Raw genomic sequence first — 25978 nt, forward strand, 5'->3', positions numbered from 1 at the left:
AAGGCCGTCTGAAAATGTCCGTAGAAATCGAACGCCGTTTTTTATTGAAAAACGATGACTGGCGCGCGTCCGCGTCCGCGCCGCAAATCTTGCAGCAAGGCTATCTGAGCGTGGAAAAAGAGCGCACCATCCGCGTGCGCATTACCGGCAATCAGGCGTGGCTGACGCTCAAAGGCTATATTTCCGACGTGAGCCGCAGCGAGTTCGAATATGAAATCCCGTTGGAACACGCGCAGACGATGATGGCGGCGATGTGTCCGTTTAAGATGGAAAAACGCCGTTACCGCGTCGAATTCGAAGGTTTTTTATACGAAATCGACGAATATTCCGGCGACAACGCGCCACTGGTGGTGGCGGAAATCGAACTGCCGTCGGAAGACGCCGCGTTTGCCAAACCCGACTGGCTGGGCGAAGAAATCACCTCCGACGGCAGATTCACCAATGCCTATCTGAGCAAACATCCCTACGCAACTTGGACGCAACCGTCAGAGGCCGTCTGAAACCTTTGCCGCAGTCTGCCGGACAAACCAAGGCCGTCTGAACACCATCCTGTTCAGACGGCCTTTTTTGCGCGTTGATAAATTTTTCGCCGCCATGCCCACAAAGTGCGCAAAAATCCTTATAATTCCGAATTCAATCCGATTTTTACGCCGAAACCGCGTGTTTGGGCGGTTAGTGACAACGAAAGAACCACTGTGGACAAACTCAAAATCTCTGCCAACGGCCCGTTAAACGGCGAAATCACCGTATCCGGCGCGAAAAATGCCGCGCTGCCGCTGATGTGCGCGGGTCTGCTGACTTCGGGCACGCTGCGCCTGAAAAACGTACCGATGCTGGCCGACGTAAAAACCACGCAAAAACTCTTGCAGGGCATGGGTGCGCGCGTGCTGACCGACAATGTGCACGAATTCGAAATCAACGGCGGTACGGTCAACAACACCTGCGCGCCGTATGAATTGGTCAGCACCATGCGTGCGTCGATTTTGGTATTGGGCCCGACGCTGGCGCGTTTCGGCGAGGCGCAGGTCAGTCTGCCCGGCGGCTGCGCCATCGGCTCGCGCCCGGTTGACCAGCACCTGAAAGGCCTGGAAACCATGGGGGCGGAAATCGTCATCGAACACGGCTATGTCAAAGCCAAAGGCCGTCTGAAAGGCGCACGCGTGGTGATGGACGTGGTAACGGTGGGCGGTACGGAAAACTTATTGATGGCCGCGACTTTGGCCGAAGGCACGACGGTTTTGGAAAACTGCGCCATCGAACCCGAAGTGGTCGATTTGGCCGAATGTTTAGTAAAAATGGGCGCGAAAATCAGCGGCATCGGCACATCCACAATGACCGTCGAAGGCGTGAAAGAGCTGCACGGTGCGGAACATTCCGTTGTGCCCGACCGCATCGAAGCCGGCACTTTCCTGTGCGCCGTGGCCATGACCGGCGGCAAAGTCACCCTGCGCAACGCCGCGCCGAAAACCATGGAAGTGGTGTTGGACAAACTCGTTGAGGCCGGTGCAATCATCGAAGCGGGCGACGACTGGATTACCATCGACATGCAGCAGCGGCCGAAAGCGGTGGACATCCGCACCGTCGTCCACCCGGGCTTCCCGACCGACATGCAGGCGCAATTCATGGCGATGAACGCCGTGGCCGAAGGCTCGTCGCGCGTGGTGGAAACCATCTTCGAAAACCGCTTCATGCACGTTCCCGAACTCAACCGCATGGGCGCAAACATCACCACCGAAGGCAACACCGCCTTTGTTACCGGCGTGGACAAACTCTCCGGCGCGACCGTGATGGCCACCGACCTGCGCGCTTCGGCCAGTTTGGTGATGGCGGGTTTAGTTGCCGGTGGCGAAACCATCGTCGACCGCATCTACCACCTCGACCGCGGCTATGAACACATCGAGAAAAAACTCGGCGGCGTCGGCGCAAAAATCGAGCGCGTGCGCGGTTAAGCGTATCTCTCAATCCAAAGGCCGTCTGAAAAGTATCTGCTGCTTTTCAGACGGCCTTTATTATGATAAATATATGATATTTCTGTTGTTTATCATGACAAGGAGTCAAGCCGTGTGGAAACCGATCATCATCAGTATTTCCGTGCTTCCTTTACTGAGTGCGTGCTTTATTTCGCGGTATTTAGATTACCGTATTAATGAATCGGAAAATTCGCGCTGGATAAAAGAAGAAAGCCTGAGCGATACGCTAATCGCCGTAGGAAAGCCGGTGCAGCAGGTGGCCGGTTTTGAAAACGCGATGCTGCTGGCCGGCAAAAAACGCGCCTATCTGGTGCGCCCCCAATCTTCCGAGCGCATCAGTCTGCCAAGCATTTTGGCGCAAACTGATTTGACTTATTTAAAGGTATTGCCCAACCGCCTTCCTCCCGGCAAGCAGGAAGAAAATTTTGCCGTCATCAGCAGCGATGTTAAAAGCACTTTAGGCGTGAAATTTCAGTTCTTCAAACCGAAAAAACTTTTGAAAGCGGGCGAACAAGCGCAGATGGAACGGCTCGGCTTCAATTGCCGCGATTATGACAAAGATTTACTTTGCACCACTTCGCAAACGCTCGAGCTGCAAACCGTTACGCTCAACAACCGCAACCACTTGCAGCATACCTTCCGCCAACCGCTGCCGCTGGTGTTTTACCGCTATGAAGCGAAAAAAGGTACCGTCTCACGCGGCCTGCTCAAAGCCCTGCTTCCGCTGACGATGGCTGTTGATGTCGTGACCTTTCCGATTCAACTGATTGGTGCTGTCCACGTTATCGGAAAAAATCCTTAAATCTTGAGGCCGTCTGAAAAACGCTTTTCAGACGGCCTCAAGCCATCTGCCTTTTGCTACAATAGGTTTTTTTGCACACAAGGCCGTCTGAAATGACCAAACCCGCCGTTTCGCCGATGATGCAGCAATATCTCGGCATCAAATCGCAACATGCCGACAAACTGGTTTTTTACCGCATGGGCGATTTTTACGAGCTGTTTTTCGATGATGCGGTGGAGGCGGCCAAGCTGTTGGACATCACGCTGACGACGCGCGGGCAGATGGAGGGCGAACCGATTAAGATGGCCGGCGTGCCGTTTCATGCCGCCGAGCAATACTTGGCGCGTTTGGTGAAAATGGGCAAAAGCGTGGCGATTTGCGAGCAGGTCGGCGAAGTGGGCGCGACAAAAGGGCCGGTGGAACGCAAAGTAGTGCGGATTGTCACGCCCGGTACGCTGACGGATTCGGCCTTTTTGGAAGATAAGGAAACCAACCGCATCGTGGCGGTCAACCACACCAAAAAACACATCGGCTTGGCGTGGGCTTCGCTGCAAAGCGGCGAATTCAAAGTCAAGCAGGTGGAGGCGGCGCAGTTGGCCGATGAATTGGCGCGGTTGCAGGCGGCGGAGATTCTGCTGGCCGACGGCCAAACCCTGCCGCCTTTGGAAAACGCCAACCTCACGCGCCTGAACGCTTGGCAGTTCGCGACCGATGCGGCGGTAAAGCTGTTGACCGGTTATTTCGGCAGCCAGGATTTGCGCGGCTTCGGTTTGGATGCCGACGAACACGCCGCGGCAATCGGGGCGGCCGGTGCGCTTGTCAATTATATCCGACTGACGCAAAACCTGATGCCGCAACACCTTGACGGCCTGTCGCTCGAAACCGACGGCCAGTTTATCGGCATGGACGCGGCCACGCGCCGCAATCTGGAAATCACCCAGACTTTGAGCGGCAAAAAATCGCCGACTTTGATGTCGACGCTCGACCGCTGCGCCACCCACATGGGCAGCCGCCTGTTGGCGATGTGGCTGCACCACCCCTTGCGCAACCGCGACCACATCCGCGCGCGCCAGCAGGCCGTGGCTGCTTTAGCCGGGCAGTTCGGCGGCATCCAAGGCCGTCTGAAAAACATTGCCGACATCGAACGCATCGCCGCCCGCGTGGCGGTGGGCAATGCCCGTCCGCGCGATTTGGCCGCGCTTCGCGACAGCCTGTTCGAACTTGCCCGGCTGGAATTTTCCGCCGAAGGCAGCAGCCTGCTGGAAACGCTGCAAAGCGTGTTCCCCGCCACCTTGCCCGTGGCCGAACAATTGCAGGCCGCGATTCTGCCCGAACCTGCGGTCTGGCTGCGCGACGGCGGCGTGATTAACCACGGTTTTCATGCCGAGCTCGACGAACTGCGCCACATTCAAAACCACGGCGACGAATTCCTGCTGGCTTTGGAAAACCGCGAACGAGAGCGCACGGGCTTGTCCACGCTTAAGGTCGAGTTCAACCGCGTGCACGGCTTTTACATCGAATTGTCCAAAGTGCAGGCCGAGCAAGCCCCCGCCGACTACCAGCGCCGCCAAACCCTGAAAAACGCCGAACGCTTCATCACGCCCGAACTGAAAGCCTTTGAAGACAAAGTCCTGACCGCGCAAGACCAAGCCCTTGCCTTGGAAAAACAACTCTTCGAAAACCTGCTCAAAGACATTCAGACGGCCTTGCCGCAGCTGCAGAAAGCCGCCAAAGCCGCCGCCGCGCTGGACGTGTTGGCCGCCTTTGCCGCACTCGCCCAAACCCGCCGCTTTGTCTGCCCCGAGTTTGCCGATTATCCCGTGTTGGAAATCGACGGCGGCCGCCACCCCGTCGTCGAAGAGCAGGTACGCCACTTCACGCCCAACCACACCCGTTTCGACCACAAACACCGCCTGATGCTGCTCACCGGCCCCAACATGGGCGGCAAATCCACCTACATGCGCCAAGTCGCGCTGATTACCCTGCTTGCCCACACCGGCTGCTTCGTGCCGGCGCAGGCCGCCAAAATCGGTCCCATCGACCGCATTTTCACGCGCATCGGCGCCAGCGACGATTTGGCTTCCAACCGCTCGACCTTTATGGTCGAAATGAGCGAAACCGCCTACATCCTGCACCACGCCACCGAACAATCCTTGGTGTTGATGGACGAAGTCGGCCGCGGCACCTCCACCTTCGACGGCCTCGCCCTCGCGCAGGCCATCGCCGAACATCTGCTGCAAAAAAACAAATCCTTCAGCCTGTTCGCCACCCACTACTTCGAGCTGACGAAGTTGCCCGAAGCCCACGCCGGCGCGGTGAATATGCACCTTTCCGCGCTGGAGCAGGGGCAGGACATCGTGTTCCTGCACGAGATCCAACCCGGCCCCGCCAGCAAAAGCTACGGCATCGCCGTCGCCAAACTCGCCGGCCTGCCCGCCCGTGCCCTCAAAGCCGCGCAGAAACATTTGTCCGGCTTGGAAACCCAAGCCGCCGCGCAGCAGCCGCAAATGGATATTTTCCAAACCATGCCGTCTGAAGAAGACGATGCCGAAACCGATGACCGCCTTGAAAGGCCGTCTGAAAAACCAAGCGAATTGCTGGCCGCCTTGGCCGAAATCCACCCCGACCACTTATCGCCGCGGGAAGCCCTGGACGCACTTTACCGCTTGAAAGATTTGGTTTGAATCCATTAAAAAGTCAGTTTGGATATTTTGGCGTTGAAATTTGCGAAGCCGAACGCGCCACCCTTCCCCTAACCCCTTCCCGCGGGCGGGACGGGGGACGGGTTTTTGTGGAGGGTGAAATATTCTGTTTTGAAAAAAGAAAAAGCCGTCTGAAAACTTTTTTCAGACGGCTTTTTTACGGACAGACAGGAAATTTGCATTATTGCGCAAATCCATCTCCTTCCCGTCTGGCGGCGGGGACGGGTTTGCAGGCGATTGAAGGTTCGGTTTTGAAAAAAGGCCGTCTGAAAAATCTGTTTTCAGACGGCCTTTTTACGGGCAGACAGGAAATTTGCACCATTGCGCAAATCCATCCCCCTTCCCTTCTGGCGGGAAGGGGGTAGGGGAAGGGTGGTTTTTGAGGACGGTGGTTGCAGGCCGTGGCTCCAACTCAGCAGTGGTTTTCTACCCGGATTTTTTAGAACTGAACCCAGTCTGCGGCTTGGTTGAAACCGCGGCAATCCATGCCCTCAAGGCCGTCTGAAAAACCGTTTTGGGAATTTCAGATTTGAAGTTTGCGAAGCGGAATGCGCCACCAGTCCCCAGTGCCTTCCCGCAGGCGGGATGGGGGACAGGTTTGCGGGCGATCGAAGGTTCGGTTTTGAAAAAGGCCGTCTGAAAAATTTGTTTTCAGACGGCCTTTTTATGGGCAGACAGGAAATTTGCATTATTGCGCAAATCCATCCCTCTTTCTATCTGGCGGGGCGGAGACAGGTTTGTGTGGAGGGTGAAATATTCTGTTTTGAAAAAAAGAAAAAGCCGTCTGAAAACTTTTTTTTCAGACGGCCTGAGATCTTTTGATTACTTCGCCGCCTGCGTTTGCGGCTTCACCACCACCACGCTGGAACGCGCGTCGGTCAGTAATTTCGCGGCGGCCTGCACCTCGGCGGCGGTCACTTTTTTCAGACGGCGTCGGATTTCGGCTTCGTCGGTATATTTGAAGCCGCGTGTTTCCAAGCGTCCCATCAGCGAGGCTTGAGAGGTCATGGAGTCGCGGGCGTAGATTTCGCCTGATTCCATGCGGGTTTTCACGCGTTTGAGTTCGTCTTTGCCTACGCCCTTCTCGGCGATGTCCCGGATTTCGGCGCGCATGGCGGCCAGCAAATCCTGTTCGTTTACGCCGTCGTTGGGCATTCCGATCAGGCTGAACAGCGGCGTTTCGCGGCTCAAAATATCGTAGTTCACGCCCACGCTCAGGGCGGTCTGTTTGCCGCGCACCAGATTTTTATCCAGCCGGCTCGACGAATTGCCCGCCAAAACATCGCTCAACACATCCAGCGCATAGGGCATGGTGTCGCCGGTTTTTTCCAGCGCGGGCACGCGGTAGGACAACGCCACCAAAGGCTGGCGGGTCACGGCGGACGCGGTTTCGGCAAAAGCCGCCTCGCGCTCGGCCGGTTCGCCCAAATCGTTGCGCGGCGGCAGCGGTTTGGACGGAATGCCGCCGAAGAGTTTCGAGGCCGTCTGAATCGTCTGCTTCGCATCGACATCGCCGACAATCACCAAAGTGGCGTTGTTCGGCGCGTAAAACTGCCTGTACCAATCGCGCAAGTCGTCGGCTTTGAGCGTGTACAGGTCGTTCATATAACCGATGACCGAGGCGCGCATCGAGGGCTTGGTGAACGCGGTGAGATAAACCTGTTCCCACAGTTTGCCCGCGGCGGTGTCTTCCGTGCGCTGGCGGCGTTCCTCGCGGATGACGCTCATTTCGTTGGCGAAATCCTTATCGCTGAAATTCAGGTTCTGCATACGGTCGGCTTCCAGCTTCAACACCTCGGGCAGGTTGGCGGCGGAAACGTTTTCGTAATAAACGGTTTCGCTGCGGTTGGTGTAGGCATTGAGCGACCCGCCCAAAGCCGAAACGCGGCGGCTGAATTCGCCCGACGGCACCGACGGCGTGCCCTTGAACATCATATGCTCGAGCGCGTGGCTCAAGCCGCTTTTGCCCGGCTTTTCATCCACGCTGCCGACTTTATACCAAAGCTGCGACACCGCCACCGGTGCGCGACGGTCTTCCTTGACGATGACTTTCAGGCCGTTGGGCAGGGTTTGCGACAGGGTTTGCGCCCACGACGGCAAAGCAGGAACCAGCAGAAGCAGGAGCAAAACGGAACGGAGCATAAAGTTTCCTGATTTTGAAAATGAAAAAGCCATAAAGTTTATCCGCATTGAAAGTTTTGCCCATTTTATCCGAATTTTCCTACTTTCAGCCCGTTTTTTGCCACCGCTGCGGAATTTCGGCTACGATTGAGCATATCCGCATAAACATTTTCAGACGGCCTCTGTCGCAGGCCGTCTGAAAAATCCCCTTAAGGAGAACCCGATGTCTGCCCGTTTCCCGTTTATCTGCCCTGCTATCCTGCTGCTTTTGCTGGCAGGCTGCACCAACGTTACAGGAAAGCCGATGAACGACATCAGACAAACCGTTAATCAGGAAAAATTTCAGGTCAAGAAAAACCCGAACCCGAAAGAAGCCTACGAATTTACCGTTACCTTAAAGGACGCGCCCGACAATCTCGAAGCCGTTTCCGCCTATGCGCATTACATCATTCCCGACTGCCGCTACGACACCAACAAACTGATGGGGGCGAGAGCGAACTTTCAAGGCGGAATGTCCGTTCCGGTTAAAAAAGTCAGCTCTAACGTTTACAAAGGCACGGTGTATTTTGATGCCCTGCTGGACGAAGATTATCTGAATCAGGGCAAGCCCTACCATTGGGAATGGGGGGTATTGGATGTGAATTTTGAACCCAAACCGAATATCAGTCAGGTCATTTATAAGGCTTCGGTTACAGATAGGGACAAAGTTTCAGACGGCCTATACCGTAAAGACGGCTATATTACGCTTTGGAAATATAATCAGACTAGGGAGAGAGCAAATCCCGTTAAAAAACTTACCTTATTCGCCAAAGCTGATAAAGAAAAATTTGGCGAACAGCAGAAAAAACATTTAGCAACAATTCGAGTTGAATTGAGGAAAAAATGATGAACAATATGCAATTTAACAGAGCCGAATACTTAAATGCCATTTTGGCTGAAGACAGCTATTCCGACCATAAACACCGAGAACGATAAGGGATAATGCCATTTATAAATAACCGTCCTGACCCTTCCCGTTATTTACAAATGGCATTACCATTTCTCCCCCGACACATTGCAGGCCGTCTGAAAAAAACCTTATTCCATTTTAAAGACAAGGAGCATTCCGTGTTTCCCCGTTTCCCCCTAATCCAACCCGCTATCCTGCTGCTTTTGCTGGCAGGCTGCACCAACGTTACAGGAAAGCCGATGAACGACATCCAACAGACCGTCAATCAGGAAAAATTTCAGGTTAAGAAAAACCCGAACCCGAAAGAAGCCTACGAATTTACCGTTACCTTAAAGGACGCGCCCGACAATCTCGAAGCCGTTTCCGCCTATGCGCATTACATCATTCCCGACTGCCGCTACGACACCAACAAACTGATGGGGGCGAGAGCGAACTTTCAAGGCGGAACGTCCGTTCCGGTTAAGAAAGTCAGTCCGAATGTTTACAAAGGCACGGTGTATTTTGATGCCCTGATGGACGAAGACTACCTGAATCAGGGCAAGCCCTGCCATTGGCAATGGCGGCTGGTGGATATATATTTTGAACCTAAACCGAATATCAGTCAGGTCGTTTATACAGCTTCGGCCACTTCCAGCGATAAGGTTTCAGACGGCCTGTATCGGAAAGACGGCTATATTACGCTGTGGAAGTATAATCAGCCTAGACAGCGAGCAAACACCATTAAAAAACTAACCCTGCATGTTTCACCAAAAGAACAATTTGGAGAAAGGGCGCAGAAAGAACTGGCAGCGATTCGAGTTGAAGTAAGGAAAAAATGATGAGCAATACACAATTCAACAAGGCCGAATACTTGAATGCGATTTTGGCTGAAGACAGCTATTCCGACCATAAACACCGTAAACGTGATGCAAACGGAAACCTGATTTTGAATGAAAACGGACAACCGGTTGTTAGTGTTACCTATCCTGACGGAGAAATTGAGGAATTAGATGTCATTGCGGATTTTCCGAATGAAAACAGCAATATCCGCGGCGACAGTTTCAATGCTTCCATTTACCAGAGCAGAGAGACCAAAGCATTCCACGGAGCCATACGCGGTTCGGAAGAACTGCTGGGCGATTTCCTGTGGACGGACGGTGCAATGGTGTTTACCCGTACCAATCCGCAATTTGACGAAGCCCGAGAATTTGCTTATCAGTTGTTTGACTACGCCAAAGAGTATGGCGATTTAAATGATACATACCCCAACGTCTATCTGACCGGCCACTCCCTCGCCGGTGCGGAAGTGCAGTACCTGAAGCACTATTTCGGCGATGCCGTCGATCATGCCTATACCTACAACGGCTACGGCGCGGCCGGTTTGGGCTACCGTATTCCGACCGATGAGACGGCGCGCGGCATCAGCAACCTGTGTATGGCCACCGATGTCGTCTGCGCCGTTTCGCCGCACTACGGGCCGGTTCAAAAATATGCCACCGCCGAGGAAATCGAGGCGTTGGAAAAAGAAGGCGGTTACGCCAACCACGACCGCCGTCTGCCGTTTACGCTGCCGCTGTCCGCCGGCAGGCTGGATCCGTTCGATTCCAGAAGCCCCGTACCGGTATTGGATACGGCCCTGAGCAAACACGGTATCGGCAACCTGACCGAACCCGGAACCGGCGTACTGACCCGTCCGCAGGAGTATCTGGAGCGCACCGAAGACTACCGCGCAATGGTCGGCAAGTTCGACAGGGACCTCCGCGACAACCGCGTCTATATTACCTACGGCACGCCTTATGTGGGCGCATACAACGCCGCACGCACGGTTGCCGAAAGCATAGCCGGCGACGTGGAAGCGGGCGAACGCGCCAAAGCGGACGGGTTTTATTACCAATCCACCGAGCAGAGCCGCCGAAAAGCGGAAGCGGCGGCTTATGTTCCGATTGAAAAACGCCCCGAAACACTTTCAGACGGCCTTTCCAATCCTGCCAACCTTTCGCTGGCCGATAAAATCGCCCTGATGAAAACCGCCGCCGTTTCCGACGGCGACACTTTCGCCCGCACCATAAACGTTTTGGGCGACAATGAAGCAGGCAAAGCGATGATGGAGCGTGCGGACGAAGCACTCGAGTACAGGCAGCAGATTCAGTTGCAGCAGGAAGCAAGCCGCGGCATGTCGTTGTCGAGATAACTTTGAGAGACGAAATAATGAATGAAGACAAATTGAACCGATTGGTCGATGAGACCGCCGAGCTGATGAGGCTGTTTCAAAACCAATGCCTTACGTTGAGCAAACAGACCGATGAAAAAATTTCCCGCCATATGCAGGAAATCCGTGATGAAGCAGTTTGGGCGGTACTGGAAGACATCCGCTACGGATTGGGCGAAACAGTCAGCAAATACGAATCGAATTTACAGGAATCACGCAGCAGCCTTGCCGGGCATACCAAGGAATTCAAGCACTTCATGGCGGCCGCGACCGATAAAGGCCGCCAGATACTGAAGTTCGGCTGGATTGCGCTGGCGGTAAGTTTCGGTTTGCTGCTGTTGAGCGGCGTTGCGCTGACGTTTTACTACAAATACATCATTCAGGATTTGAAGCCCGAAGCTGAAATGGTCCAACTGATTAACGAATCCGATATTGTCCGCTGCGGTGACCGTTTGTGTGTGAAAACCGAAAAAAACAAACAGGGCAATTATTCTGTTGTAAAAAAACGTTCTTAAGTATTCCGTTGCGGTTTCAGATGCTGCAGGCAAGCAGGCATTGTTTGACCTAATCCCTTTACCCCGTCCTGCCGTTCACGGCATAATATCCCCGAATTTCCCTTTTTTTCATCATTGTTAAAGGAAGCAAAATGGCATTCTTGAAACTCACCGAACAAAACGTATCCGGCAAAACCGTGCTCATCCGCGCCGACATGAACGTGCCGTTCAAAGACGGCAAAATCAGCGACGACACCCGCATCCGCGCTTCGCTTGCGTCCATCCAATACTGCCTGGACAACGGCGCGGCGGTGATTGTGATGACCCACCTCGGCCGTCCGACCGAAGGCGAGTTCCACCCCGAAGACGACGTTGCGCCCGTGGCCGCACATTTAGGCGGTTTGCTCGGCAAAGAAGTCAAAGTGCTCAACGACTGGCGCGAAAACAAACCTGCGCTGAACGCGGGCGACGTGGTGATGCTGCAAAACGTGCGCATTAATAAAGGCGAAAAGAAAAACGATTTGGAGCTGGGCAAAGCCTATGCCGCCTTGTGTGACGTGTTCGTGAACGATGCGTTCGGCACGGCGCACCGCGCCCAAGCGTCCACCGAAGCTGTGGCTCAAGCCGCACCCGTGGCCTGTGCGGGCGTGTTGATGGCGGGCGAACTCGACGCGTTGGGCAAAGCCCTGAAAGAACCTGCGCGTCCGCTGGTGGCGATTGTGGCGGGCAGCAAAGTGTCCACCAAACTCACCATTCTCGAGTCGCTGGCCGACAAGGTTGACCAGCTCATCGTCGGCGGCGGCATCGCCAACACTTTCCTGCTGGCCGAAGGCAAACCCATCGGCAAATCGTTGGCGGAAACCGATTTGGTGGAAGAGTCGAAAAAAATCATCGCCAAAACCGCGGCCAAAGGCGGCTCCGTGCCGCTGCCGGTTGATGTGGTCACCGCCAAAGAATTCGCCGAAACCGCCGCTGCCGAGAAAAAAGCCGTGGCCGACGTGGCGGCGGACGACATGATTTTGGACATCGGCGCGCAATCCGCCTCCGAGCTGGCCGAAATCCTGAAAAACGCCGGCACGATTGTGTGGAACGGCCCCGTGGGTGTGTTCGAGTTCGCCCAATTTTCAGACGGCACCAAAGCCGTGGCCGAAGCCATCGCCGAGAGCAGCGCGTTTTCCATCGCCGGCGGCGGCGACACGCTGGCGGCGATTGCCAAATTCGGCATCACCGACAAAATCAGCTACATCTCCACCGGCGGCGGCGCGTTCCTTGAGTTTTTGGAAGGCAAAGAGCTGCCTGCCGTAGCGGTGTTGGAGAAACGCGGCGCGTAAGAAAAAACAGCGGTTTGCGGCATAATTTATGCGGCAAACCGTTTTTTTACGGCGGCGGCCAACGGCATTGAAACCGATATTGGCAGCCCACCGTTTTTATCCGAGGCCGTCTGAAACATGACGGGGATTCCGGTCAGGTTTTCAGACGGCCTGCTTTCTTGAACGAGGAACCGAAAAATGTTGAAAAAAATACTTTTCTTATCCGCCTGCATTGTGCCTTTGCTGGGCGGCTGCGTGTTTTCCGGTGCCGTATCCAACGGGTTGGAAGATGCGGAAAATCGGCGTTGGGCTGTCGACGAAAGCCTGACCGATACGCTGGTTGCCGCGGGACGGCCGGTGCAGAGTGTGGCCGGTTTTGAAAACGCGCTGCTGCTGGCCGGCCAAAAGCGCGCCTATCTGGTGCAGCCTGAAGGCAGTGACAGTGATCTGACCGAACTGCGCAGCATATTGGCGCAAACCGATTTGGCGTATTTGAGCGTCTCGCCGTCCAATACCATCAAACAGGCGGAAGACGACAGCCATTTTGCCGTGCTCGACCGCGACGGCAGCAGCACGCTGCGCGTGGATTTCGACTTTTACAAGCCTGAAGCGGCGTTGAAAAAAGGTGAAAAAGCGGCGATGGAAAAGCTCGGCTTCCATTGCCGTCAATATCCGGAAAACCTGAAATGCTCGAATACGATGACGCTCAAACTGCAAGCCGTCAATCTTGCTGACCGCAGTAAGCTGCAACACACGTTCCGCACGCCGCTGCCGCTGAAATTCTATCGTTACAAAGCCGGCAGAGGCCGAATCGCACGCGGCGTGTGGAAGGCTTTGATTCCGCTGGCCTTTGCGGTGGATATTGTTACTTTCCCGATTCAGGCTTCCGTGGTGGATATTAAAAAATAGGATCGGATTTCATGTAAAAAGGCCGTCTGAAACATAGCGGAGTATTCCGATAAGTTTTCAGACGGCCTTTTAATATAAACAGCATCAACGCCGCCGGTAATGCACGAACGCGTAATCCGTGCCGTTGGCCGCGGTGTGGGGCTCGCGTGCGGTTTCCAGCCATTCGTTTTCGGAAAATTCAGGGAAAAACGCGTCGCCGCCTGCCACGTTCAATGCCACTTCGGTCAGGCGCAGGTCGGTGGCCAGCGGCAGGGCTTGGGCGTAGATTTGCGCGCCGCCCATGATGATGATTTCCGGCGCGTCGGCACACAACGCCAAAGCCCCACCCAAACTTTCCGCCACTTCGGCGCCTTCGGCCGGATAATCCGCCTGACGGCTGATGACGATGTTTCGGCGGTGGGGCAGCGGTTTTTTCGGCAGAGATTCCCATGTTCTGCGCCCCATGATGACGGGCTTGCCGGTGGTATAGGCTTTGAAAAAGGCGAAATCTTCGGGCAGATGCCAGGGCATGGCGTTGCCGATGCCGATGCAGCGGTCGGCGGCATAGGCGGCAATCAGGGTAATTTTCTGCATGTTTGGCTCTCTTTGGTGCGGATGGTCGGGTCGGATTGGTAAACGATTGTAGCAAAAAGAAATCAGGCCGTCTGAAAAAACAGTCGGTCGGGCGCGGACGTTTCGGTTCGATATGCATTCGGATTAAGCGGTTGATTGTTAATCAAGAAAAGATAGACAGCGTTAATAATACCGTTTATCATAAATTTTAGCCGTTTATTTATATTTCATAAAAACAGGAAAGCTAAGGGAGCCACTATGTCAAGTTCGTATTCGTTGTACCGCTGCGCGGTCATGTCCACGTCAACCGGTTCGCTGGCGGAGGTTGCAGACCGCGACAGTTTGGTACAGATTCTGCCTTTGCGTGTTGATTTGGGTACGCAGCAGTTGGCCGACGGTATCGAAATCGACAACCATGATTATTGCGTTTGGCGGCAAAATCATTTGGATGCGGAGGTTTCCACCGCACCGCCGCCTGCGGATTTATTGCGCAACACATTCAATTATCTAATCAAACAAGGTTATCAGCAGGTCATCATCACCACATTGAGCCACAAACTCAGCGATTCGGCCGACACCATCCGTGCGCTGCTGCCCGATTTTCCGCAATTGCAGATTTATGTCGTCGATACCGGCAGCTGCTGTATGCCGGAAGGTTTTTTCGCGCTTGAAGCCGTGCGTTTGCTGGAAGAAGGAAAAACGCCGGAAGAGGCCGTCGCTTATCTGGAACGTTTGAAACCCAACAGCCACATTGTTTTCGGCCTGCGTTCGATGCAGTCTTTGTCGCTTCACGGCACTTTGTCGCGCTTGGGCGCGCGTTTCAGCGATTGGCTCGGTTTGCGCACGATCCTGCATTTTTCCGAAGACAAGCTGTCGCGTTTGGGGACGGTGGGCGATGACGAAGAAATGTTCGATTCGGTGATCGCCTACGCACAAAAGCAGATGGAGGGCAAACCGGCGCAAGACTTTATGCTGTCGGGTCTGTATAGCGGCGAGAAAGAAACGTATGAGAAATTTGCCGACCGTTTCCAGCAAAAAACCGGCCTGCAATTGGGCGACAGCGTGCCGGTGTCGCCGGCGGTGGCGGTGCACGTCGGCATCTGCGGCGTGGGCGTGGGTTTGGTGGAGAAATTGAAAGATTGATTGGTGGGATAAACAAGGCCGTCTGAAAATTCAGACGGCCTTGTTTGCTTTGGCATTTCATTCAAAACCGTTTTCAGACCGCGTAGGTACGGTTAGCCGCCCCCAGCGGCGTAACCGTACGAAATCCCATGAAATAGGCAAAGGCCGTCTGAAAAGTTTAAGAAAACGAATTTCAGACGGCCTTGCCACTTTTATAATATTTGCAGACGTGGGTACGGTTACGCCGCTTAGGGCGGCTAACCGTACCGACAAAATTCAGACGGCCTCAACGCGTCAGCTTCACAAATACGTCTTCCAAATCCGTTTCGGGCAATGCCATGTGCAGCACATCGATGCCCGCGCTTTTGAGCGTGGCCAACACTTCGCTGAGGCGGTTGTAGTTGTCCAGCTTGAGTAAGGTTTTGCCGTCTTGTCCGCCAATCAACCAAGGCTGCAAAGCGGCAGGCAGCGGCGCGGACAGTTGCAGTTCCACGCGTACGCCCTGCTCGGCATGCAGCAGGTGTTCGGTCGAATCCAAAGCCACCAGGCGGCCTTGTTTCATCATGGCGATGCGGCTGCACAGGTTTTGCGCCTCTTCCAGATAATGTGTGGTTAAGATGATGGTGTGGCCTTGCTTGTTCAGGCTGTCGATGAACGTCCACAGGCTTTGGCGCAGCTCGACATCGACGCCGGCGGTCGGTTCGTCCAGCACAATCACGGGCGGACGGTGTACCAAGGCCTGCGCGACCATCACTCGCCGCTTCATGCCGCCGGAAAGGTTGCGCGTAATCGTGTCGGCTTTGTCGCCCAAGCCGAGGTTTTCGATGATTTCGTCAATCCAGGCATTGTTGTTGCGGATGCCGAAATAGCCCGACTGGAAACGCAGGGCTTCGCGCACGGTAAAAAACGCGTCGAACACCAATTCCTGCGGCACCACGCCCAAACTCATGCGCGCGGCCTGCGGCTGTTTGACGACATCGTAACCCATCACGCTGATGCTGCCCGAAGTCAGGCGGCTGAGTCCGGCCGTCGCGGAAATCAGCGTGGTCTTGCCCGCGCCGTTCGGCCCCAGCAGGGCGAAAAACTCGCCTTGTTCTACGGTAAAGGAAACGTCGTTCAGCGCGGTGAAGCCGTTGGCGTAGGTTTTGACGGCGTGGCGGATGTCGATGGCGTGCATGGTCGGCTTTAATCGGTCTCGGTTGGCAAACGGTTATTTTAACAGAAACACAACGGCCAAGCCCTGATGGGCCGTCTGAAAATAACGCCAATCAAGAAGATGTCCCATGCACCGCCTTGCTTTGATTGAATGGACAGCATCTGAAAATACGGTATGGAATCCGGCAGCCGGGCGGCGGATGAGTGAAGCCGACCGTTTTGCGGACAACTGTTTTTGCAATAAAGATACATTCTTGAATGTAAATATACTCCGTTGTAACGGATGCGCGGATTTTGCCGGACGATGGCGTTTGAATTTTTCAGACGGCCTGACAGTTGTGAAAAATATCTTTTTATTTCAGTAAATTAAAATCATCTTCCTCAGATTTCAGCGAAATGGCGGCTCAAGCTGCATCTGGAAAAATTCATCGGTTACAAACGTTAAACCGCTGCCAAAAAGCGTAATCCCAACGCAAAGCACCTTGCAGGCCGTCTGAAACGCCACGATACTGAATCCAACGAAAGCAGCAGGCAACCCGCCTGAACGTTTCCCTTTTTCTCTGCCTGTAAAGGAGCATGACCATGAAAAAAACTTTATTGACCACCCTGATTTTGACCGCCGCCGCTGCCGCGACTGCCGCCCCGCTCAACCAAAACGGCACATTTACCGGCCCTGCCGTCGAAATCGGTGCGGGCGCGACCAAAAGCGATGTGAAAAACACGAATTTGAATGAAGACTACGAAGGCGACGTTGCCATCCGCGGCAGCCACACCGCCCAGTTCGGCAACAGCAACTGGATCGGCGGCGCGGAAATCGCCGTGAAACCGCTGCACCGTACCGTCGCCACCGGCACGGCGGGTGACGTGAAACAGAAAGTCGATGCCAGCGTGTCTTATATCCAAGGCTACCGCCTGACCGACGATGTGATGGCCTACGGCAAAGTCGGCTACCACTACGGTAAGTTCAAAGGCCCTGACGACGGCAGTCGGAACATGAACGGCGTAGGCTACGGCGCGGGTGTGAAATATGCCGTTACCCCTAACGTGGAAGTCGGTGCGGAGTGGGAACAAACCCGCTTCAAGAAAGACGATTCCAAAATCCACAACAACGGCTTCATGGCCACCGCCGCCTACCGTTTCCGCTAATCCGTGACCTCGATTAAGAAATAACCATCTCCCTATCGTAATCAAGGCCGTCTGAATGATTCAGACGGCCTCTTTTTATTGTCGGATTCAAACCAGATTCTGCGGCTGCCCCTTGACGAATTTGTCCACATTGTCCAGCAGAATATCAAACAGGCGGTTGGCGGCTTCCTGGCTTGCCCATGCCATGTGCGGCGTGACAATCAGGTTCGGCAGGTGCGCTTTGAGCAAAGGATTGCCGTTGCGCGGCGGCTCTTCGGTCAGCACGTCAAACCCCGCACCGCCGATTTGGCCGTATTTCAAAGCAGCGACCAAGGCGGTTTCATCGACCAGGCCGCCGCGTCCGCAGTTAATCAGAATCGCGCCCGGCTTCATTTGCTTCAACTCGGGTTCGGCTATCATACCGGCGGTTTGTTCGGTCAGCGGGCAATGCAGCGAAACCACATCGGCCGTCTGAATGGCTTCGTCAAACGATACATACCCTTCGCGCACCTTCTCGGCGTGTTTGTGTTCGCCGAACACGACTTTCATGTTGAACGCTTCGGCATACCGCGCCAGGGTTTTGCCGATATTGCCGCGCCCGAAAATGGCCAGGGTTTTGCCGTTCAAATCGCGCATCGGCGCGCCGTAGTGGCAGAAAAACGGCGATTGTTCCCACAAACCGGCGGCTACGTCGCGCTGGTAGGCGGGCAGGTTGCGCATCAGCGCAATCATCAGCATAAAGGCATGTTCCGCCACCGATTCGTTGCCGTAGGCGCGCACATTGGCCACGGCGACGCCGGCTTGTTTGGCCGCGGCGACATCGACGTTGTTCACGCCGGTGGCGGCCACCGCAATCAGCTTGAGTTGCGGGTTTTGCGCAACGGCTTCGGCGGAAACCACCACTTTGTTGGTCAACACGATGTCGGCACCGCTGATACGCTGCAAGGCTTCGTGCGGTTCGGTGGTGTCGTGGCAAACCAATTCGTGCGGAAAATCAAAGGTAATCTCGCGCTCCGGCAGCGTGGCGCGGTCGAGCATGACGATTTTGAGCGGTTTCATATAATTTTCCTTTATCGATGTTTTGATGATGATTGTTCCAGGCTAGGATGGGATAAAAATATCCAAATATACGGATGAGGTGCGAATCGTTATTATTTGTCCTGATAATACAGGCCGGTTTCAGACGGCCTCGGAGAATAATATTATGATTAAAACCCTTACCTTTGCAATGCTTCATTTCGGCGTGGCTTTCGGCGTGGCTTATGCCTTGACCGGCAGTATCGGCATCTCGAGCGCGGTTGCGCTGATTGAGCCGATGGTGAATACCGTGGTGTTTTATTTCCATGAAAAAGCGTGGAACCGCTACGGGCGCAAAAAAACAAAAAAGCAGGAGATGATCGTGCCGCTGCACCAGTGTGTCGATGCGCAGAAAATGTGTTAAGCTGAATGCCCTTATCCAACGCAATCAAAGGAAACAGCATGAGCCTGATTATTGAAGACATCGAAGTCGGCAGCGGCAAAGAAGCCGTGAAAGGCAAAGAAATCACCGTACATTACACCGGTTGGCTGGAAAACGGCACCAAATTCGATTCCAGCGTCGACCGTGGCCAACCGCTGACCATCACGTTGGGCGTCGGCCAAGTGATCCGCGGCTGGGACGAAGGTTTCGGCGGCATGAAAGAGGGCGGCAAACGCAAACTGACCATTCCTGCCGACATGGGCTACGGCGCACGCGGCGCGGGCGGCGTGATTCCGCCGAACGCGACCTTGGTGTTTGAAGTGGAACTGTTAAAAGTGCATGAGTAACCAGGTATTTTCTTAACACAAGGCCGTCTGAAAAATGCGATTTGCCACATTTCAGACGGCCTTATTTTATTTTCCATATAAATAAAACTAAGACATAAAGATATTATGATTCTGAATTATAAGAATAAATTCTATAAATTTTGCTGAACTTTTTTTTCAGGCAGCCTTCTTAAAGGAGACGTATTGCTTTTGACGGCGCGATTTGAAACTGTAAAGAAAGAAGAAAACCCATGAAAAACCTTGCCGCGTTGGCCACCGCTGTTGCCCTGTCCGTCACCGTATTGGCCGCCCAAGCACAAAAAGAAGCCAGAACCGCCGCCGAAGCCCGAGCAGAGCAAGCGGAGACGGAAAAACCGGCCGCTGCAGGCAAGGCCGCAGCTTCCGAGGCGGCAGGTGCAGTCCGCAAAGTACGTTAAGCCGTTTTAACGTTTATCCCGATCGGACAAAGGCCGTCTGAAAACGCACGCAGTAAGTTTCTGCGAGGCTGATTCAGACGGCCTTTGTGTGCATATCAATCAAGCATTGGCGGTCAGATGTTCCGCCAGCAGGTTCAGAGCAAAGCCCACCGCCTGCCGCCGCACGCTTTCGCGGTCGCCCTCAAACAAGGCCGTGCGCTCGATGTTTTCCACGGGCGTGGCCAAACCGAACCATACCGTGCCGACCGGTTTTTCCCGGCTGCCGCCCGTCGGCCCCGCGATACCGGAAATACTCAAGGCATAATCGGCCTGCGCCACCGCTTTCGCACCGCGCGCCATTTCGCAAACCGTTTCGCGGCTGACCGCCCCGTGTTGCAGCAGTGTTTCGGGCATCACGCCCAAGACGTTTTCTTTGGCCTGATTGCTGTATGTGACGAAACTTTGGTGAAACCATTGCGAGCTGCCGGAAAGGGAGGTAAACGCCGCCGAGAGAAGGCCGCCGGTACAGGATTCCGCGCAGGTAACGGTTTGGCGGTTTGCGGACAAATGCTGCGCGATGGTTTGGAGCGGCGACATGGGGATTCCTTTCGGAGAACTGGTTTTTCAGACGGCCTGACTTTGAAACGGCAAAAGACCGAGACCTTGGCAAAATCGGGGTTAAACTTGAAAATCTCTAATCCGTCGTTCCTGCGTAGGCGGGAATCCAGACCTGACGGTTTCAGGAAGATTTAAAATTACAGTAAGTCAACGTTCTAGCTTCCTACCTACGCGGGATAGCGCAGCGGACTTGCGCCGCTAATGACGGCGGAGCTTTCAGACGGCCTTGCCGTGGCACAGTCAGGCCGTCTGAAAAGATTGTACGCTGTTTTAAAGCTGCGATGAAACCTTAACCCAATCGTGCCAAAACAAAAACGGCCTGCGTTATCCGCAGACCGTCTGAAAAATCAGTTTATTTTTTCGCTTTAAACCCGAGCAGGTGCTGCGTGGTGGCCAGCCATGCGCCGAACACGCCCAGCGCGATGACGAATCCCAACACCAGCAGGATTTCGCTGCCGTTGAAAAAACGCCAGCCGATATTGAGGCCGTAGGGTTTGAAAATCGCATCCACCATCGGGCGCACGGTGTTGAGCAGCCATGCGCACAATCCCAGGCTTACGGCGGCGGAAAACAGGCTCTGCCACACGGCCTGATACAGGAACGGACGGCGGATAAACGAAGCGGGTGCGCCCAACAGTTTGGTGATTTCGATTTCTTCCTTGCGGCTCAGGATTTGCAGGCGGATGGTGTTATGCGCCACCAAGACGAACGCCATGCCTAAAGTGACCGCCAGAAACCACAAAATCTTGTGGATAAAATCATTGATTTGATACAGGGTATGTACCCATTCCGTGTCCATCGTCGCTGATTCCACCATCGGCAGTTTGACCACATCCTGATAAACCGCCTGCATCTGTTCGGGCGTGGATTGGGCATCAGGCGTCACGATAAACACGTCGGGCAGCGGATTTTCGTCCAGCATCGACACCAAATTCTGGTCGAGATTGGCTTGCAGCTCCTGCAAACCGTCCCGCTTGCTGATGAAACGGACGTTGTCGATGCGCGCATCGCGCTGCAACAGATTCCGCACCGTGTCCGTGTCGGCTTTGGCCGCGTCGGTTTCCATATACACGGTAATCTGCGGCGATTCGTTCAGTTTGCCCAAAATGCTCTGGCCGCTTTGCACGCCCAGATAGAGAAACAGCGGCAGGGTCATGGCAATCGCCAGCATGAGCAGGGTCAGCAAGGTGCCGACGGGCTGGCGGATTAACTGTTTCAAGGCCGTGCGCGCCGATTCGACGTGCAGCGAAGCATAATGAATCAGACTCATGCCAACCGTCCTTTCTGCAAACGGATGACGCGGTGGCCGTAATCGGCCATCAGCGTTTCGTCGTGCGCCGCCACGATGACGGTCGTACCCGCTTCATGGAAGGTTTTGAACAATTCCATAATATCCAGCGCGTAGGCGCGGTCGAGACTGGCGGACGGTTCGTCGGCAATCAGGAGGCTGGGCTGATGCACCACCGCGCGGGCGATGCACAAACGCTGCTGTTCGCCGCCGGAAAGCGACACCGGCATATCCAGCTCGCGGCCTTTCAAACCGACTTTTTCAATCGCAATGCGCGCGCGCTCTTCCGCTTTGGCGGGCTGGTAGCCGATGATCCGCAGCGGCAGAATCACGTTTTGCAGCACGTTGCGGTCGTAGAGGATTTTGTGGTCTTGGAACACGATGCCGATGTGCTGGCGCATGAAGCCGATTTGGTTGTCGGAAAGCCCGTCCAAATCCTGCTTGTTGAACCACACTTTGCCCCGGGTCGGCTTAGTGATGCCGGAAATCAGCTTCAAAATGGTGGACTTGCCCGAACCGGAATGGCCGGCGATGAAAATCATCTCGCCTTTGTTGATTTGGAAACTGACGTTTTTTAAGGCTTCGAAACCGCCGGGGTAGGTTTTGGAAACTTGTTCGAAACGAATCATAAATATTCCTGGAAAAGGGTTTCAGACGGCCTGAATACAGCCTTTTACGCAGGCTGTACAGAAGTTATCGACAAAATTATCCACAACTTTCCGTGAAGAAAATCCGTTCTGCCGTTGGCCGCCGTCGGGCAGCCCGTGTACGCGCCGTTCGGCGCAAGGCCGTCTGAAAAGAATAGGATTAGCCCGAATTATAAAGGGTTCGGCATGATTTAGATAGTGGAAAACCATTCAGACGGCCTGAATCCCCGTATAGGCGCAAAGCCTTGATACGGCAGGGTTTCAGGCCGTCTGAAAAATTATCCCCGAATTATCCACAAGGAAAACCGCCGTGTCCGGCTGCCGTCAAACCGACGCGTGCAAAACAAAGGCCGTCTGAATCCCGACGGTTTTCAGACGGCCTTTTGTTCCGTTAAATCTTACATTTCGCCTTGGCTGCGTTTAATGCCGCATTCAGGCTTTTGGCGTTGACTTCGCCGGTGATGGTCTGCTTGAAGCCGCATTTCGGGGCTTCGACCACGGTAAACGGCAACACGCCGACCTGGTTGCCGAACGATTTCATAAACTGGCGGCTGCTCGCGCCGGTATAACGCCAAATCGGATAGGCCACCGGCGTGGTTTTCAGAAATTTGCCGATGTTTTCCGTGGTATCCAGCGCGATGCCGACCATATCGACGCTGCCTTTTTTCTGCGCTTTGTACCATGCCGACATTTCCGGCATCTCCTTGCGGCACGGGCCGCACCACGTTGCCCACAGGTTGACCACGCGCACGGGGGCTTTGAGGTTTTGCAGCGACTGCGGCGCGGTGCTGTTCCACGTTTGCAGGTCGGCGGCGGAAACGGTTGCGGAGAAGAATGCTGCGGAAGCGAAAATCAGGGCGGATAAGGTTTTCATGGCACAAACCCGAATCATGAGGTTGATGATTCGGTTATTGTAACCCTTTCAGACGGCCTGTGTTTTGGTTCAGGTCAAGGTGTTGGATTTTTGCACAAAAATGAGATTTATTCCTAACTGCCTGCCGACATGGTTGAGCAAACCGGCAATGCGGTCGATAATAAGATGATTCACAAAAGGAATATGATGATGCCGTCTGAATGGATTTTGTACCACAACAACCGCTGCAGCAAATCGCGTGCGGCTTTGGCTTTGTTGGAAACGCGCGGAATCGAAGCCGAAATCGTCCACTACCTGACCGCGCCGCCCGACTTGGCAACGCTGAAGGACATGTTCCGAAAACTCGGCTTGAGCGATGTGCGCGGCATGATGCGCGTGAAAGACAGCCTGTATCAGGAATTGGGATTGGACACGCCCGATTTGAGCAATGACGATCTGCTCGCCGCCATCGCCGAACATCCCGCGCTGCTGGAGCGGCCGATTTTGGTGGGGCGTGAGCGCGCCGCGATCGGCCGTCCTTTGGAAAACATCGAAGCATTATTGGCGTAACGCCGATTTTACCTGAGAGGCCGTCTGAAAATGCCCCATCTGTTCCACAGTCGAACCGGCTTGCGCTTTTACCTGCTGCGCGGCCTGGCACTCAGCGTGCTGCTGGTGTCGGCGGCGTTTGCCGGAACGGTTTGGCAGGTGTACCGCATGGGGCATCAGGTTTTGCCGAAAGATTTCCATGCCGATGCCGCGGTGGTGTTGGGCGCGGCCGCGTGGGACAAACGCCCGTCGCCCGTGTTCCGCGAGCGCATCAACCATGCCATCACGCTCTACCAAAGCGGGCGCGTGGATAAAATCATCTTCACCGGCGGCACGCCGAAAAAAGGCTACATGACCGAAGCCGAAGTCGGGCGGCGCTATGCCATCAAGCAGGGCGTTCCCGCGCGGCACATCATGTTTGAAAACACTTCGCGCAATACCTACGAAAACCTGCAAAACATCCGCCCTTTATTGCGCCCCAACGGAATCGGCAGCCTGGTCATCGTGAGCGATCCCTACCATCTGGCGCGTGCGCAGGCCATCGCCAAAAATTTCGGCATGAACGCCACCGTTTCCGCCACGCCGACCACGCTCTACGAGGCCGGAAAAAACGCGACAAATTCCTGCTTCAGGAAAGCTACGCGCTGTTTCTCTACCAAATCGAAAGTTGGAGCGACGCGGTATGGGGCATACTGACCCGCCGCCGTTGAAACCGGCATCATCAAAGGCCGTCTGAACGCATTTTCAGACGGCCTTTGATTTGTTCAAAATGCCCGAAAACAGTACAATACGCCTTTAAAATTCAATACAATGAAAGTATTCATCATGACCGTCAAAACCCGTTTCGCCCCCAGCCCCACCGGCTACCTCCATATCGGCGGCGTGCGCACCGCCCTGTTTTCATGGACGTTCGCCCGCAAGCACAAAGGCGAATTTTTACTGCGCATCGAAGACACCGACCTTGCGCGCTCCACCGCCGAATCGGTGAACATCATTCTCGACGGCATGGACTGGGTCGGCCTGAATTACGACAACGCCGGCAACGTGGTTTACCAAACCCGCCGTTTCGACCGCTACAAAGAAGTCATCGCCGAGCTTTTGGAAAAAGGCGCGGCCTACTACTGCTATTGCAGCAAAGAAGAACTCGAAGCCATGCGCGAAAAGGCCGAAAAAGAAGGCACGGCCACTTACGACCGCCGCTGGCGCCCCGAAGCCGGCAAAACCCTGCCGCCCGTGCCCGAAGGCATCGAACCCGTCGTCCGCTTCAAAACCCCGATTGACGGCGTAACCCGTTGGCACGACTTGGTCAAAGGCGAAATCAGCATTCCCAACGAAGCACTCGACGACCTGATTATCGCCCGAGCCGATGGCACGCCGACCTATAATTTCTGCGTGGTGGTGGACGACTTCGACATGGGCGTGACCCACGTCATCCGCGGCGACGATCATGTGAACAACACCCCGAAACAAATCAATATCTTGCAGGCGATGGGCGCGAAACTGCCCGAATACGCCCACCTGCCGATGATTTTGAACGAGCAGGGCAAAAAAATCTCCAAACGCAGCGGCGACACCGTGGCCATCACCGATTTCGGCGCGATGGGCATCCTGCCCGAAGCCATGCTCAACTATCTGGCGCGGCTCGGCTGGGCGCACGGCGACGACGAATTTTTCACGATGGAACAGTTTGTCCAATGGTTTGATTTGAAAGATGTTTCCCCATCCCCCAGCCGCATGGATTTGAAAAAGCTCTATTGGATTAACGCCGAACACATCAAAGCCATGCCGTCTGAAAAACTGGCGGAACTGATTGCCCCGCGTTTGGCCGTGCGCGGCATCAACGACACCGCCAAACCTACGCTGGAAGACGTGTTGGCATTGGTGAAAGACCGCGCTCAAGATCTGAACGCGCTGGCCGACGAATGCCTGTATTTCTACGAAAAACAAACCCCTGCCGAAGCCGACGTGCAGAAACATTGGGACGACGAAGCTCCCACGCGGATGCTGCGTTTCGCCGACAAACTCGAAGGCTTGGCCGACTGGAACGCCGCCGCCATTCACGATTTATTCAAACCGTTCTGCGACGAAGAAGGCATCAAAATGGGCAAACTCGGTATGCCGCTGCGCCTGGCCGTGTGCGGCACCGCCAAAACCCCGAGCGTGGACGAAGTGCTGGCCTTAATCGGCAAGGAAGAAGTGTTGCGCCGTATCCGCAGTTAAACCCGATTCGGGTATGGCGCAGGCCGTCTGAAAATTTTCAGACGGCCTGCGGCCTTTGCAAAATTCGTAAATGTGCAGAAACATGCAATCCGTCATTTTCGCCAGTGCAGGGACTTGCGTAGCTAATGACGTGTGCAGATTTCCGGGTTTCAGTTGGGTTTTGCCGATGTCTCGGCCTGTTTCGTTTATAATCCCATGCAATTTCAAACCCATTCGAATAAGGA

The 25978-nt window shown here is 54.7% G+C and carries 28 protein-coding genes and 1 pseudogene; 20 read left to right on the forward strand and 9 right to left on the reverse strand.

Features of this window, described 5'->3' with window-relative positions; genetic code table 11:
* Nucleotides 1-14 precede the first annotated feature (14 nt).
* The 5 genes from ACM67E_RS00085 to ACM67E_RS00105 all read left to right on the forward strand — a co-directional run bounded on the left by ACM67E_RS00085 (nucleotide 15) and on the right by ACM67E_RS00105 (nucleotide 5818).
* Complete coding sequence (locus tag ACM67E_RS00085) at nucleotides 15-500, forward strand: CYTH domain-containing protein (protein WP_416191656.1); 486 nt, start codon at nucleotides 15-17, stop codon at nucleotides 498-500.
* Nucleotides 501-695: 195 nt separating this feature from the next.
* Nucleotides 696-1949 carry a UDP-N-acetylglucosamine 1-carboxyvinyltransferase gene (gene murA, locus ACM67E_RS00090; protein WP_416191657.1) on the forward strand — a complete coding sequence of 418 codons (1254 nt, stop codon included), beginning with the start codon at nucleotides 696-698 and terminating at the stop codon, nucleotides 1947-1949.
* 112 nt (nucleotides 1950-2061) lie between these two features.
* On the forward strand, nucleotides 2062-2772 hold the full coding sequence (locus ACM67E_RS00095; RefSeq protein ID WP_416191658.1) for a hypothetical protein: 711 nt from the start codon (nucleotides 2062-2064) through the stop codon (nucleotides 2770-2772).
* A 92-nt stretch (nucleotides 2773-2864) separates the two neighbouring features.
* Nucleotides 2865-5435 carry a DNA mismatch repair protein MutS gene (mutS, locus tag ACM67E_RS00100; RefSeq protein WP_416191659.1) on the forward strand — a complete coding sequence of 857 codons (2571 nt, stop codon included), beginning with the start codon at nucleotides 2865-2867 and terminating at the stop codon, nucleotides 5433-5435.
* Nucleotides 5436-5629: 194 nt separating this feature from the next.
* A complete protein-coding gene (locus ACM67E_RS00105; protein ID WP_416191660.1) occupies nucleotides 5630-5818 on the forward strand; it encodes a hypothetical protein in 189 nt (62 codons plus the stop codon).
* Between the two features lie 457 nt (nucleotides 5819-6275).
* Here the strand turns inward: ACM67E_RS00105 and ACM67E_RS00110 are convergent, their stop codons facing one another.
* On the reverse strand, nucleotides 6276-7595 hold the full coding sequence (locus ACM67E_RS00110; protein WP_416191661.1) for a M16 family metallopeptidase: 1320 nt from the start codon (nucleotides 7593-7595) through the stop codon (nucleotides 6276-6278).
* A 202-nt stretch (nucleotides 7596-7797) separates the two neighbouring features.
* On the opposite strand from ACM67E_RS00110, the gene ACM67E_RS00115 reads away from it, so the two are divergent.
* From ACM67E_RS00115 to ACM67E_RS00140, 6 genes are all read left to right on the forward strand, one after another.
* The gene (locus tag ACM67E_RS00115; RefSeq protein WP_416191662.1) at nucleotides 7798-8460 is read left to right on the forward strand and encodes a hypothetical protein; all 663 of its coding nucleotides are present in this window, start codon (nucleotides 7798-7800) and stop codon (nucleotides 8458-8460) included.
* A 221-nt stretch (nucleotides 8461-8681) separates the two neighbouring features.
* Nucleotides 8682-9341, forward strand: a complete 660-nt coding sequence (locus tag ACM67E_RS00120; RefSeq protein WP_416191663.1) for a hypothetical protein — start codon at nucleotides 8682-8684, stop codon at nucleotides 9339-9341.
* The gene (locus tag ACM67E_RS00125; RefSeq protein ID WP_416191664.1) at nucleotides 9338-10693 is read left to right on the forward strand and encodes a hypothetical protein; all 1356 of its coding nucleotides are present in this window, start codon (nucleotides 9338-9340) and stop codon (nucleotides 10691-10693) included. The genes ACM67E_RS00120 and ACM67E_RS00125 overlap by 4 nt, the downstream gene beginning before the upstream one ends.
* 17 nt (nucleotides 10694-10710) lie before the next feature.
* Entirely contained in the window at nucleotides 10711-11226 is a 516-nt protein-coding gene (locus tag ACM67E_RS00130; RefSeq protein ID WP_416191665.1) for a hypothetical protein, read from the forward strand.
* Nucleotides 11227-11357: 131 nt separating this feature from the next.
* Entirely contained in the window at nucleotides 11358-12536 is a 1179-nt protein-coding gene (locus ACM67E_RS00135; protein ID WP_416191666.1) for a phosphoglycerate kinase, read from the forward strand.
* A gap of 177 nt (nucleotides 12537-12713) precedes the next feature.
* Nucleotides 12714-13424 carry a hypothetical protein gene (locus ACM67E_RS00140; protein ID WP_416191667.1) on the forward strand — a complete coding sequence of 237 codons (711 nt, stop codon included), beginning with the start codon at nucleotides 12714-12716 and terminating at the stop codon, nucleotides 13422-13424.
* A gap of 84 nt (nucleotides 13425-13508) precedes the next feature.
* Here ACM67E_RS00140 and ACM67E_RS00145 read toward each other — a convergent pair whose 3' ends face one another.
* A complete protein-coding gene (locus ACM67E_RS00145; protein ID WP_416191668.1) occupies nucleotides 13509-13997 on the reverse strand; it encodes a dihydrofolate reductase in 489 nt (162 codons plus the stop codon).
* Nucleotides 13998-14234: 237 nt separating this feature from the next.
* Between ACM67E_RS00145 and ACM67E_RS00150 the strand changes: the two genes are divergently transcribed.
* Entirely contained in the window at nucleotides 14235-15119 is an 885-nt protein-coding gene (locus tag ACM67E_RS00150; RefSeq protein WP_416191669.1) for a DegV family protein, read from the forward strand.
* 265 nt (nucleotides 15120-15384) lie between these two features.
* Here ACM67E_RS00150 and ACM67E_RS00155 read toward each other — a convergent pair whose 3' ends face one another.
* Complete coding sequence (locus ACM67E_RS00155; protein ID WP_416191670.1) at nucleotides 15385-16275, reverse strand: ABC transporter ATP-binding protein; 891 nt, start codon at nucleotides 16273-16275, stop codon at nucleotides 15385-15387.
* Nucleotides 16276-16381: 106 nt separating this feature from the next.
* Between ACM67E_RS00155 and ACM67E_RS00160 the strand changes: the two genes are divergently transcribed.
* Complete coding sequence (locus tag ACM67E_RS00160; RefSeq protein WP_416191671.1) at nucleotides 16382-16618, forward strand: hypothetical protein; 237 nt, start codon at nucleotides 16382-16384, stop codon at nucleotides 16616-16618.
* Between the two features lie 217 nt (nucleotides 16619-16835).
* Nucleotides 16836-17399 carry an outer membrane protein gene (locus tag ACM67E_RS00165; RefSeq protein ID WP_416191672.1) on the forward strand — a complete coding sequence of 188 codons (564 nt, stop codon included), beginning with the start codon at nucleotides 16836-16838 and terminating at the stop codon, nucleotides 17397-17399.
* 87 nt (nucleotides 17400-17486) lie between these two features.
* Here ACM67E_RS00165 and ACM67E_RS00170 read toward each other — a convergent pair whose 3' ends face one another.
* Nucleotides 17487-18437 (reverse strand): D-2-hydroxyacid dehydrogenase, encoded by a 951-nt coding sequence (locus ACM67E_RS00170; RefSeq protein ID WP_416191673.1) that lies wholly within the window; start codon nucleotides 18435-18437, stop codon nucleotides 17487-17489.
* A 145-nt stretch (nucleotides 18438-18582) separates the two neighbouring features.
* Between ACM67E_RS00170 and ACM67E_RS00175 the strand changes: the two genes are divergently transcribed.
* From ACM67E_RS00175 to ACM67E_RS00185, 3 genes are all read left to right on the forward strand, one after another.
* Entirely contained in the window at nucleotides 18583-18819 is a 237-nt protein-coding gene (locus ACM67E_RS00175; RefSeq protein ID WP_416191674.1) for a DUF2061 domain-containing protein, read from the forward strand.
* Nucleotides 18820-18857: 38 nt separating this feature from the next.
* Complete coding sequence (locus ACM67E_RS00180; protein ID WP_416191675.1) at nucleotides 18858-19184, forward strand: FKBP-type peptidyl-prolyl cis-trans isomerase; 327 nt, start codon at nucleotides 18858-18860, stop codon at nucleotides 19182-19184.
* 230 nt (nucleotides 19185-19414) lie between these two features.
* The gene (locus tag ACM67E_RS00185; protein ID WP_416191676.1) at nucleotides 19415-19600 is read left to right on the forward strand and encodes a hypothetical protein; all 186 of its coding nucleotides are present in this window, start codon (nucleotides 19415-19417) and stop codon (nucleotides 19598-19600) included.
* 99 nt (nucleotides 19601-19699) lie between these two features.
* On the opposite strand, the gene ACM67E_RS00190 is transcribed toward ACM67E_RS00185, so the two are convergent.
* The 4 genes from ACM67E_RS00190 to ACM67E_RS00205 all read right to left on the reverse strand — a co-directional run bounded on the left by ACM67E_RS00190 (nucleotide 19700) and on the right by ACM67E_RS00205 (nucleotide 23006).
* A complete protein-coding gene (locus tag ACM67E_RS00190; protein ID WP_416191677.1) occupies nucleotides 19700-20176 on the reverse strand; it encodes a CinA family protein in 477 nt (158 codons plus the stop codon).
* Nucleotides 20177-20549: 373 nt separating this feature from the next.
* Nucleotides 20550-21467, reverse strand: coding sequence for a permease-like cell division protein FtsX (gene ftsX, locus ACM67E_RS00195; RefSeq protein WP_416191678.1), 918 nt, complete (start codon nucleotides 21465-21467; stop codon nucleotides 20550-20552).
* A complete protein-coding gene (locus ACM67E_RS00200) occupies nucleotides 21464-22114 on the reverse strand; it encodes a cell division ATP-binding protein FtsE (protein WP_416191679.1) in 651 nt (216 codons plus the stop codon). Before ACM67E_RS00200 ends, ftsX begins: the two co-directional genes overlap by 4 nt.
* Nucleotides 22115-22523: 409 nt before the next feature.
* The gene (locus tag ACM67E_RS00205) at nucleotides 22524-23006 is read right to left on the reverse strand and encodes a TlpA disulfide reductase family protein (RefSeq protein WP_416191680.1); all 483 of its coding nucleotides are present in this window, start codon (nucleotides 23004-23006) and stop codon (nucleotides 22524-22526) included.
* 189 nt (nucleotides 23007-23195) lie between these two features.
* Between ACM67E_RS00205 and arsC the strand changes: the two genes are divergently transcribed.
* From arsC to gltX, 3 genes and pseudogenes are all read left to right on the forward strand, one after another.
* Nucleotides 23196-23555, forward strand: coding sequence for an arsenate reductase (glutaredoxin) (gene arsC, locus ACM67E_RS00210; protein ID WP_416192787.1), 360 nt, complete (start codon nucleotides 23196-23198; stop codon nucleotides 23553-23555).
* Between the two features lie 30 nt (nucleotides 23556-23585).
* Nucleotides 23586-24244 (forward strand): annotated as a pseudogene (locus tag ACM67E_RS00215) (YdcF family protein).
* Between the two features lie 115 nt (nucleotides 24245-24359).
* The gene (gene gltX / locus ACM67E_RS00220; protein ID WP_416191681.1) at nucleotides 24360-25754 is read left to right on the forward strand and encodes a glutamate--tRNA ligase; all 1395 of its coding nucleotides are present in this window, start codon (nucleotides 24360-24362) and stop codon (nucleotides 25752-25754) included.
* On the opposite strand, the gene ACM67E_RS00225 is transcribed toward gltX, so the two are convergent.
* The gene (locus ACM67E_RS00225; protein WP_416191682.1) at nucleotides 25713-25967 is read right to left on the reverse strand and encodes a hypothetical protein; all 255 of its coding nucleotides are present in this window, start codon (nucleotides 25965-25967) and stop codon (nucleotides 25713-25715) included. The genes gltX and ACM67E_RS00225 overlap by 42 nt on opposite strands.
* Between the last annotated feature and the right edge of the window lie 11 nt (nucleotides 25968-25978).

This window comes from Neisseria sp. CCUG12390, from assembly GCF_047837985.1.
In the GTDB taxonomy this organism is placed as follows: domain Bacteria; phylum Pseudomonadota; class Gammaproteobacteria; order Burkholderiales; family Neisseriaceae; genus Neisseria.

What these genes read in the sequence shown, in the direction of transcription:
- ACM67E_RS00085 (WP_416191656.1), top strand. Translation starts at nt 15, where the DNA reads ATGTCCGTAGAAATCGAACGCCGTTTTTTATTGAAAAACGATGACTGG.
- mutS (WP_416191659.1), top strand. Translation starts at nt 2,865, where the DNA reads ATGACCAAACCCGCCGTTTCGCCGATGATGCAGCAATATCTCGGCATC.
- ACM67E_RS00110 (WP_416191661.1), bottom strand. Translation starts at nt 7,595, where the DNA reads ATGCTCCGTTCCGTTTTGCTCCTGCTTCTGCTGGTTCCTGCTTTGCCG.
- ACM67E_RS00115 (WP_416191662.1), top strand. Translation starts at nt 7,798, where the DNA reads ATGTCTGCCCGTTTCCCGTTTATCTGCCCTGCTATCCTGCTGCTTTTG.
- ACM67E_RS00125 (WP_416191664.1), top strand. Translation starts at nt 9,338, where the DNA reads ATGATGAGCAATACACAATTCAACAAGGCCGAATACTTGAATGCGATT.
- ACM67E_RS00130 (WP_416191665.1), top strand. Translation starts at nt 10,711, where the DNA reads ATGAATGAAGACAAATTGAACCGATTGGTCGATGAGACCGCCGAGCTG.
- ACM67E_RS00135 (WP_416191666.1), top strand. Translation starts at nt 11,358, where the DNA reads ATGGCATTCTTGAAACTCACCGAACAAAACGTATCCGGCAAAACCGTG.
- ACM67E_RS00140 (WP_416191667.1), top strand. Translation starts at nt 12,714, where the DNA reads ATGTTGAAAAAAATACTTTTCTTATCCGCCTGCATTGTGCCTTTGCTG.
- ACM67E_RS00145 (WP_416191668.1), bottom strand. Translation starts at nt 13,997, where the DNA reads ATGCAGAAAATTACCCTGATTGCCGCCTATGCCGCCGACCGCTGCATC.
- ACM67E_RS00150 (WP_416191669.1), top strand. Translation starts at nt 14,235, where the DNA reads ATGTCAAGTTCGTATTCGTTGTACCGCTGCGCGGTCATGTCCACGTCA.
- ACM67E_RS00155 (WP_416191670.1), bottom strand. Translation starts at nt 16,275, where the DNA reads ATGCACGCCATCGACATCCGCCACGCCGTCAAAACCTACGCCAACGGC.
- ACM67E_RS00160 (WP_416191671.1), top strand. Translation starts at nt 16,382, where the DNA reads ATGCACCGCCTTGCTTTGATTGAATGGACAGCATCTGAAAATACGGTA.
- ACM67E_RS00165 (WP_416191672.1), top strand. Translation starts at nt 16,836, where the DNA reads ATGAAAAAAACTTTATTGACCACCCTGATTTTGACCGCCGCCGCTGCC.
- ACM67E_RS00170 (WP_416191673.1), bottom strand. Translation starts at nt 18,437, where the DNA reads ATGAAACCGCTCAAAATCGTCATGCTCGACCGCGCCACGCTGCCGGAG.
- ACM67E_RS00175 (WP_416191674.1), top strand. Translation starts at nt 18,583, where the DNA reads ATGATTAAAACCCTTACCTTTGCAATGCTTCATTTCGGCGTGGCTTTC.
- ACM67E_RS00180 (WP_416191675.1), top strand. Translation starts at nt 18,858, where the DNA reads ATGAGCCTGATTATTGAAGACATCGAAGTCGGCAGCGGCAAAGAAGCC.
- ACM67E_RS00185 (WP_416191676.1), top strand. Translation starts at nt 19,415, where the DNA reads ATGAAAAACCTTGCCGCGTTGGCCACCGCTGTTGCCCTGTCCGTCACC.
- ACM67E_RS00190 (WP_416191677.1), bottom strand. Translation starts at nt 20,176, where the DNA reads ATGTCGCCGCTCCAAACCATCGCGCAGCATTTGTCCGCAAACCGCCAA.
- ftsX (WP_416191678.1), bottom strand. Translation starts at nt 21,467, where the DNA reads ATGAGTCTGATTCATTATGCTTCGCTGCACGTCGAATCGGCGCGCACG.
- ACM67E_RS00200 (WP_416191679.1), bottom strand. Translation starts at nt 22,114, where the DNA reads ATGATTCGTTTCGAACAAGTTTCCAAAACCTACCCCGGCGGTTTCGAA.
- ACM67E_RS00205 (WP_416191680.1), bottom strand. Translation starts at nt 23,006, where the DNA reads ATGAAAACCTTATCCGCCCTGATTTTCGCTTCCGCAGCATTCTTCTCC.
- arsC (WP_416192787.1), top strand. Translation starts at nt 23,196, where the DNA reads ATGCCGTCTGAATGGATTTTGTACCACAACAACCGCTGCAGCAAATCG.
- gltX (WP_416191681.1), top strand. Translation starts at nt 24,360, where the DNA reads ATGACCGTCAAAACCCGTTTCGCCCCCAGCCCCACCGGCTACCTCCAT.
- ACM67E_RS00225 (WP_416191682.1), bottom strand. Translation starts at nt 25,967, where the DNA reads ATGGGTTTGAAATTGCATGGGATTATAAACGAAACAGGCCGAGACATC.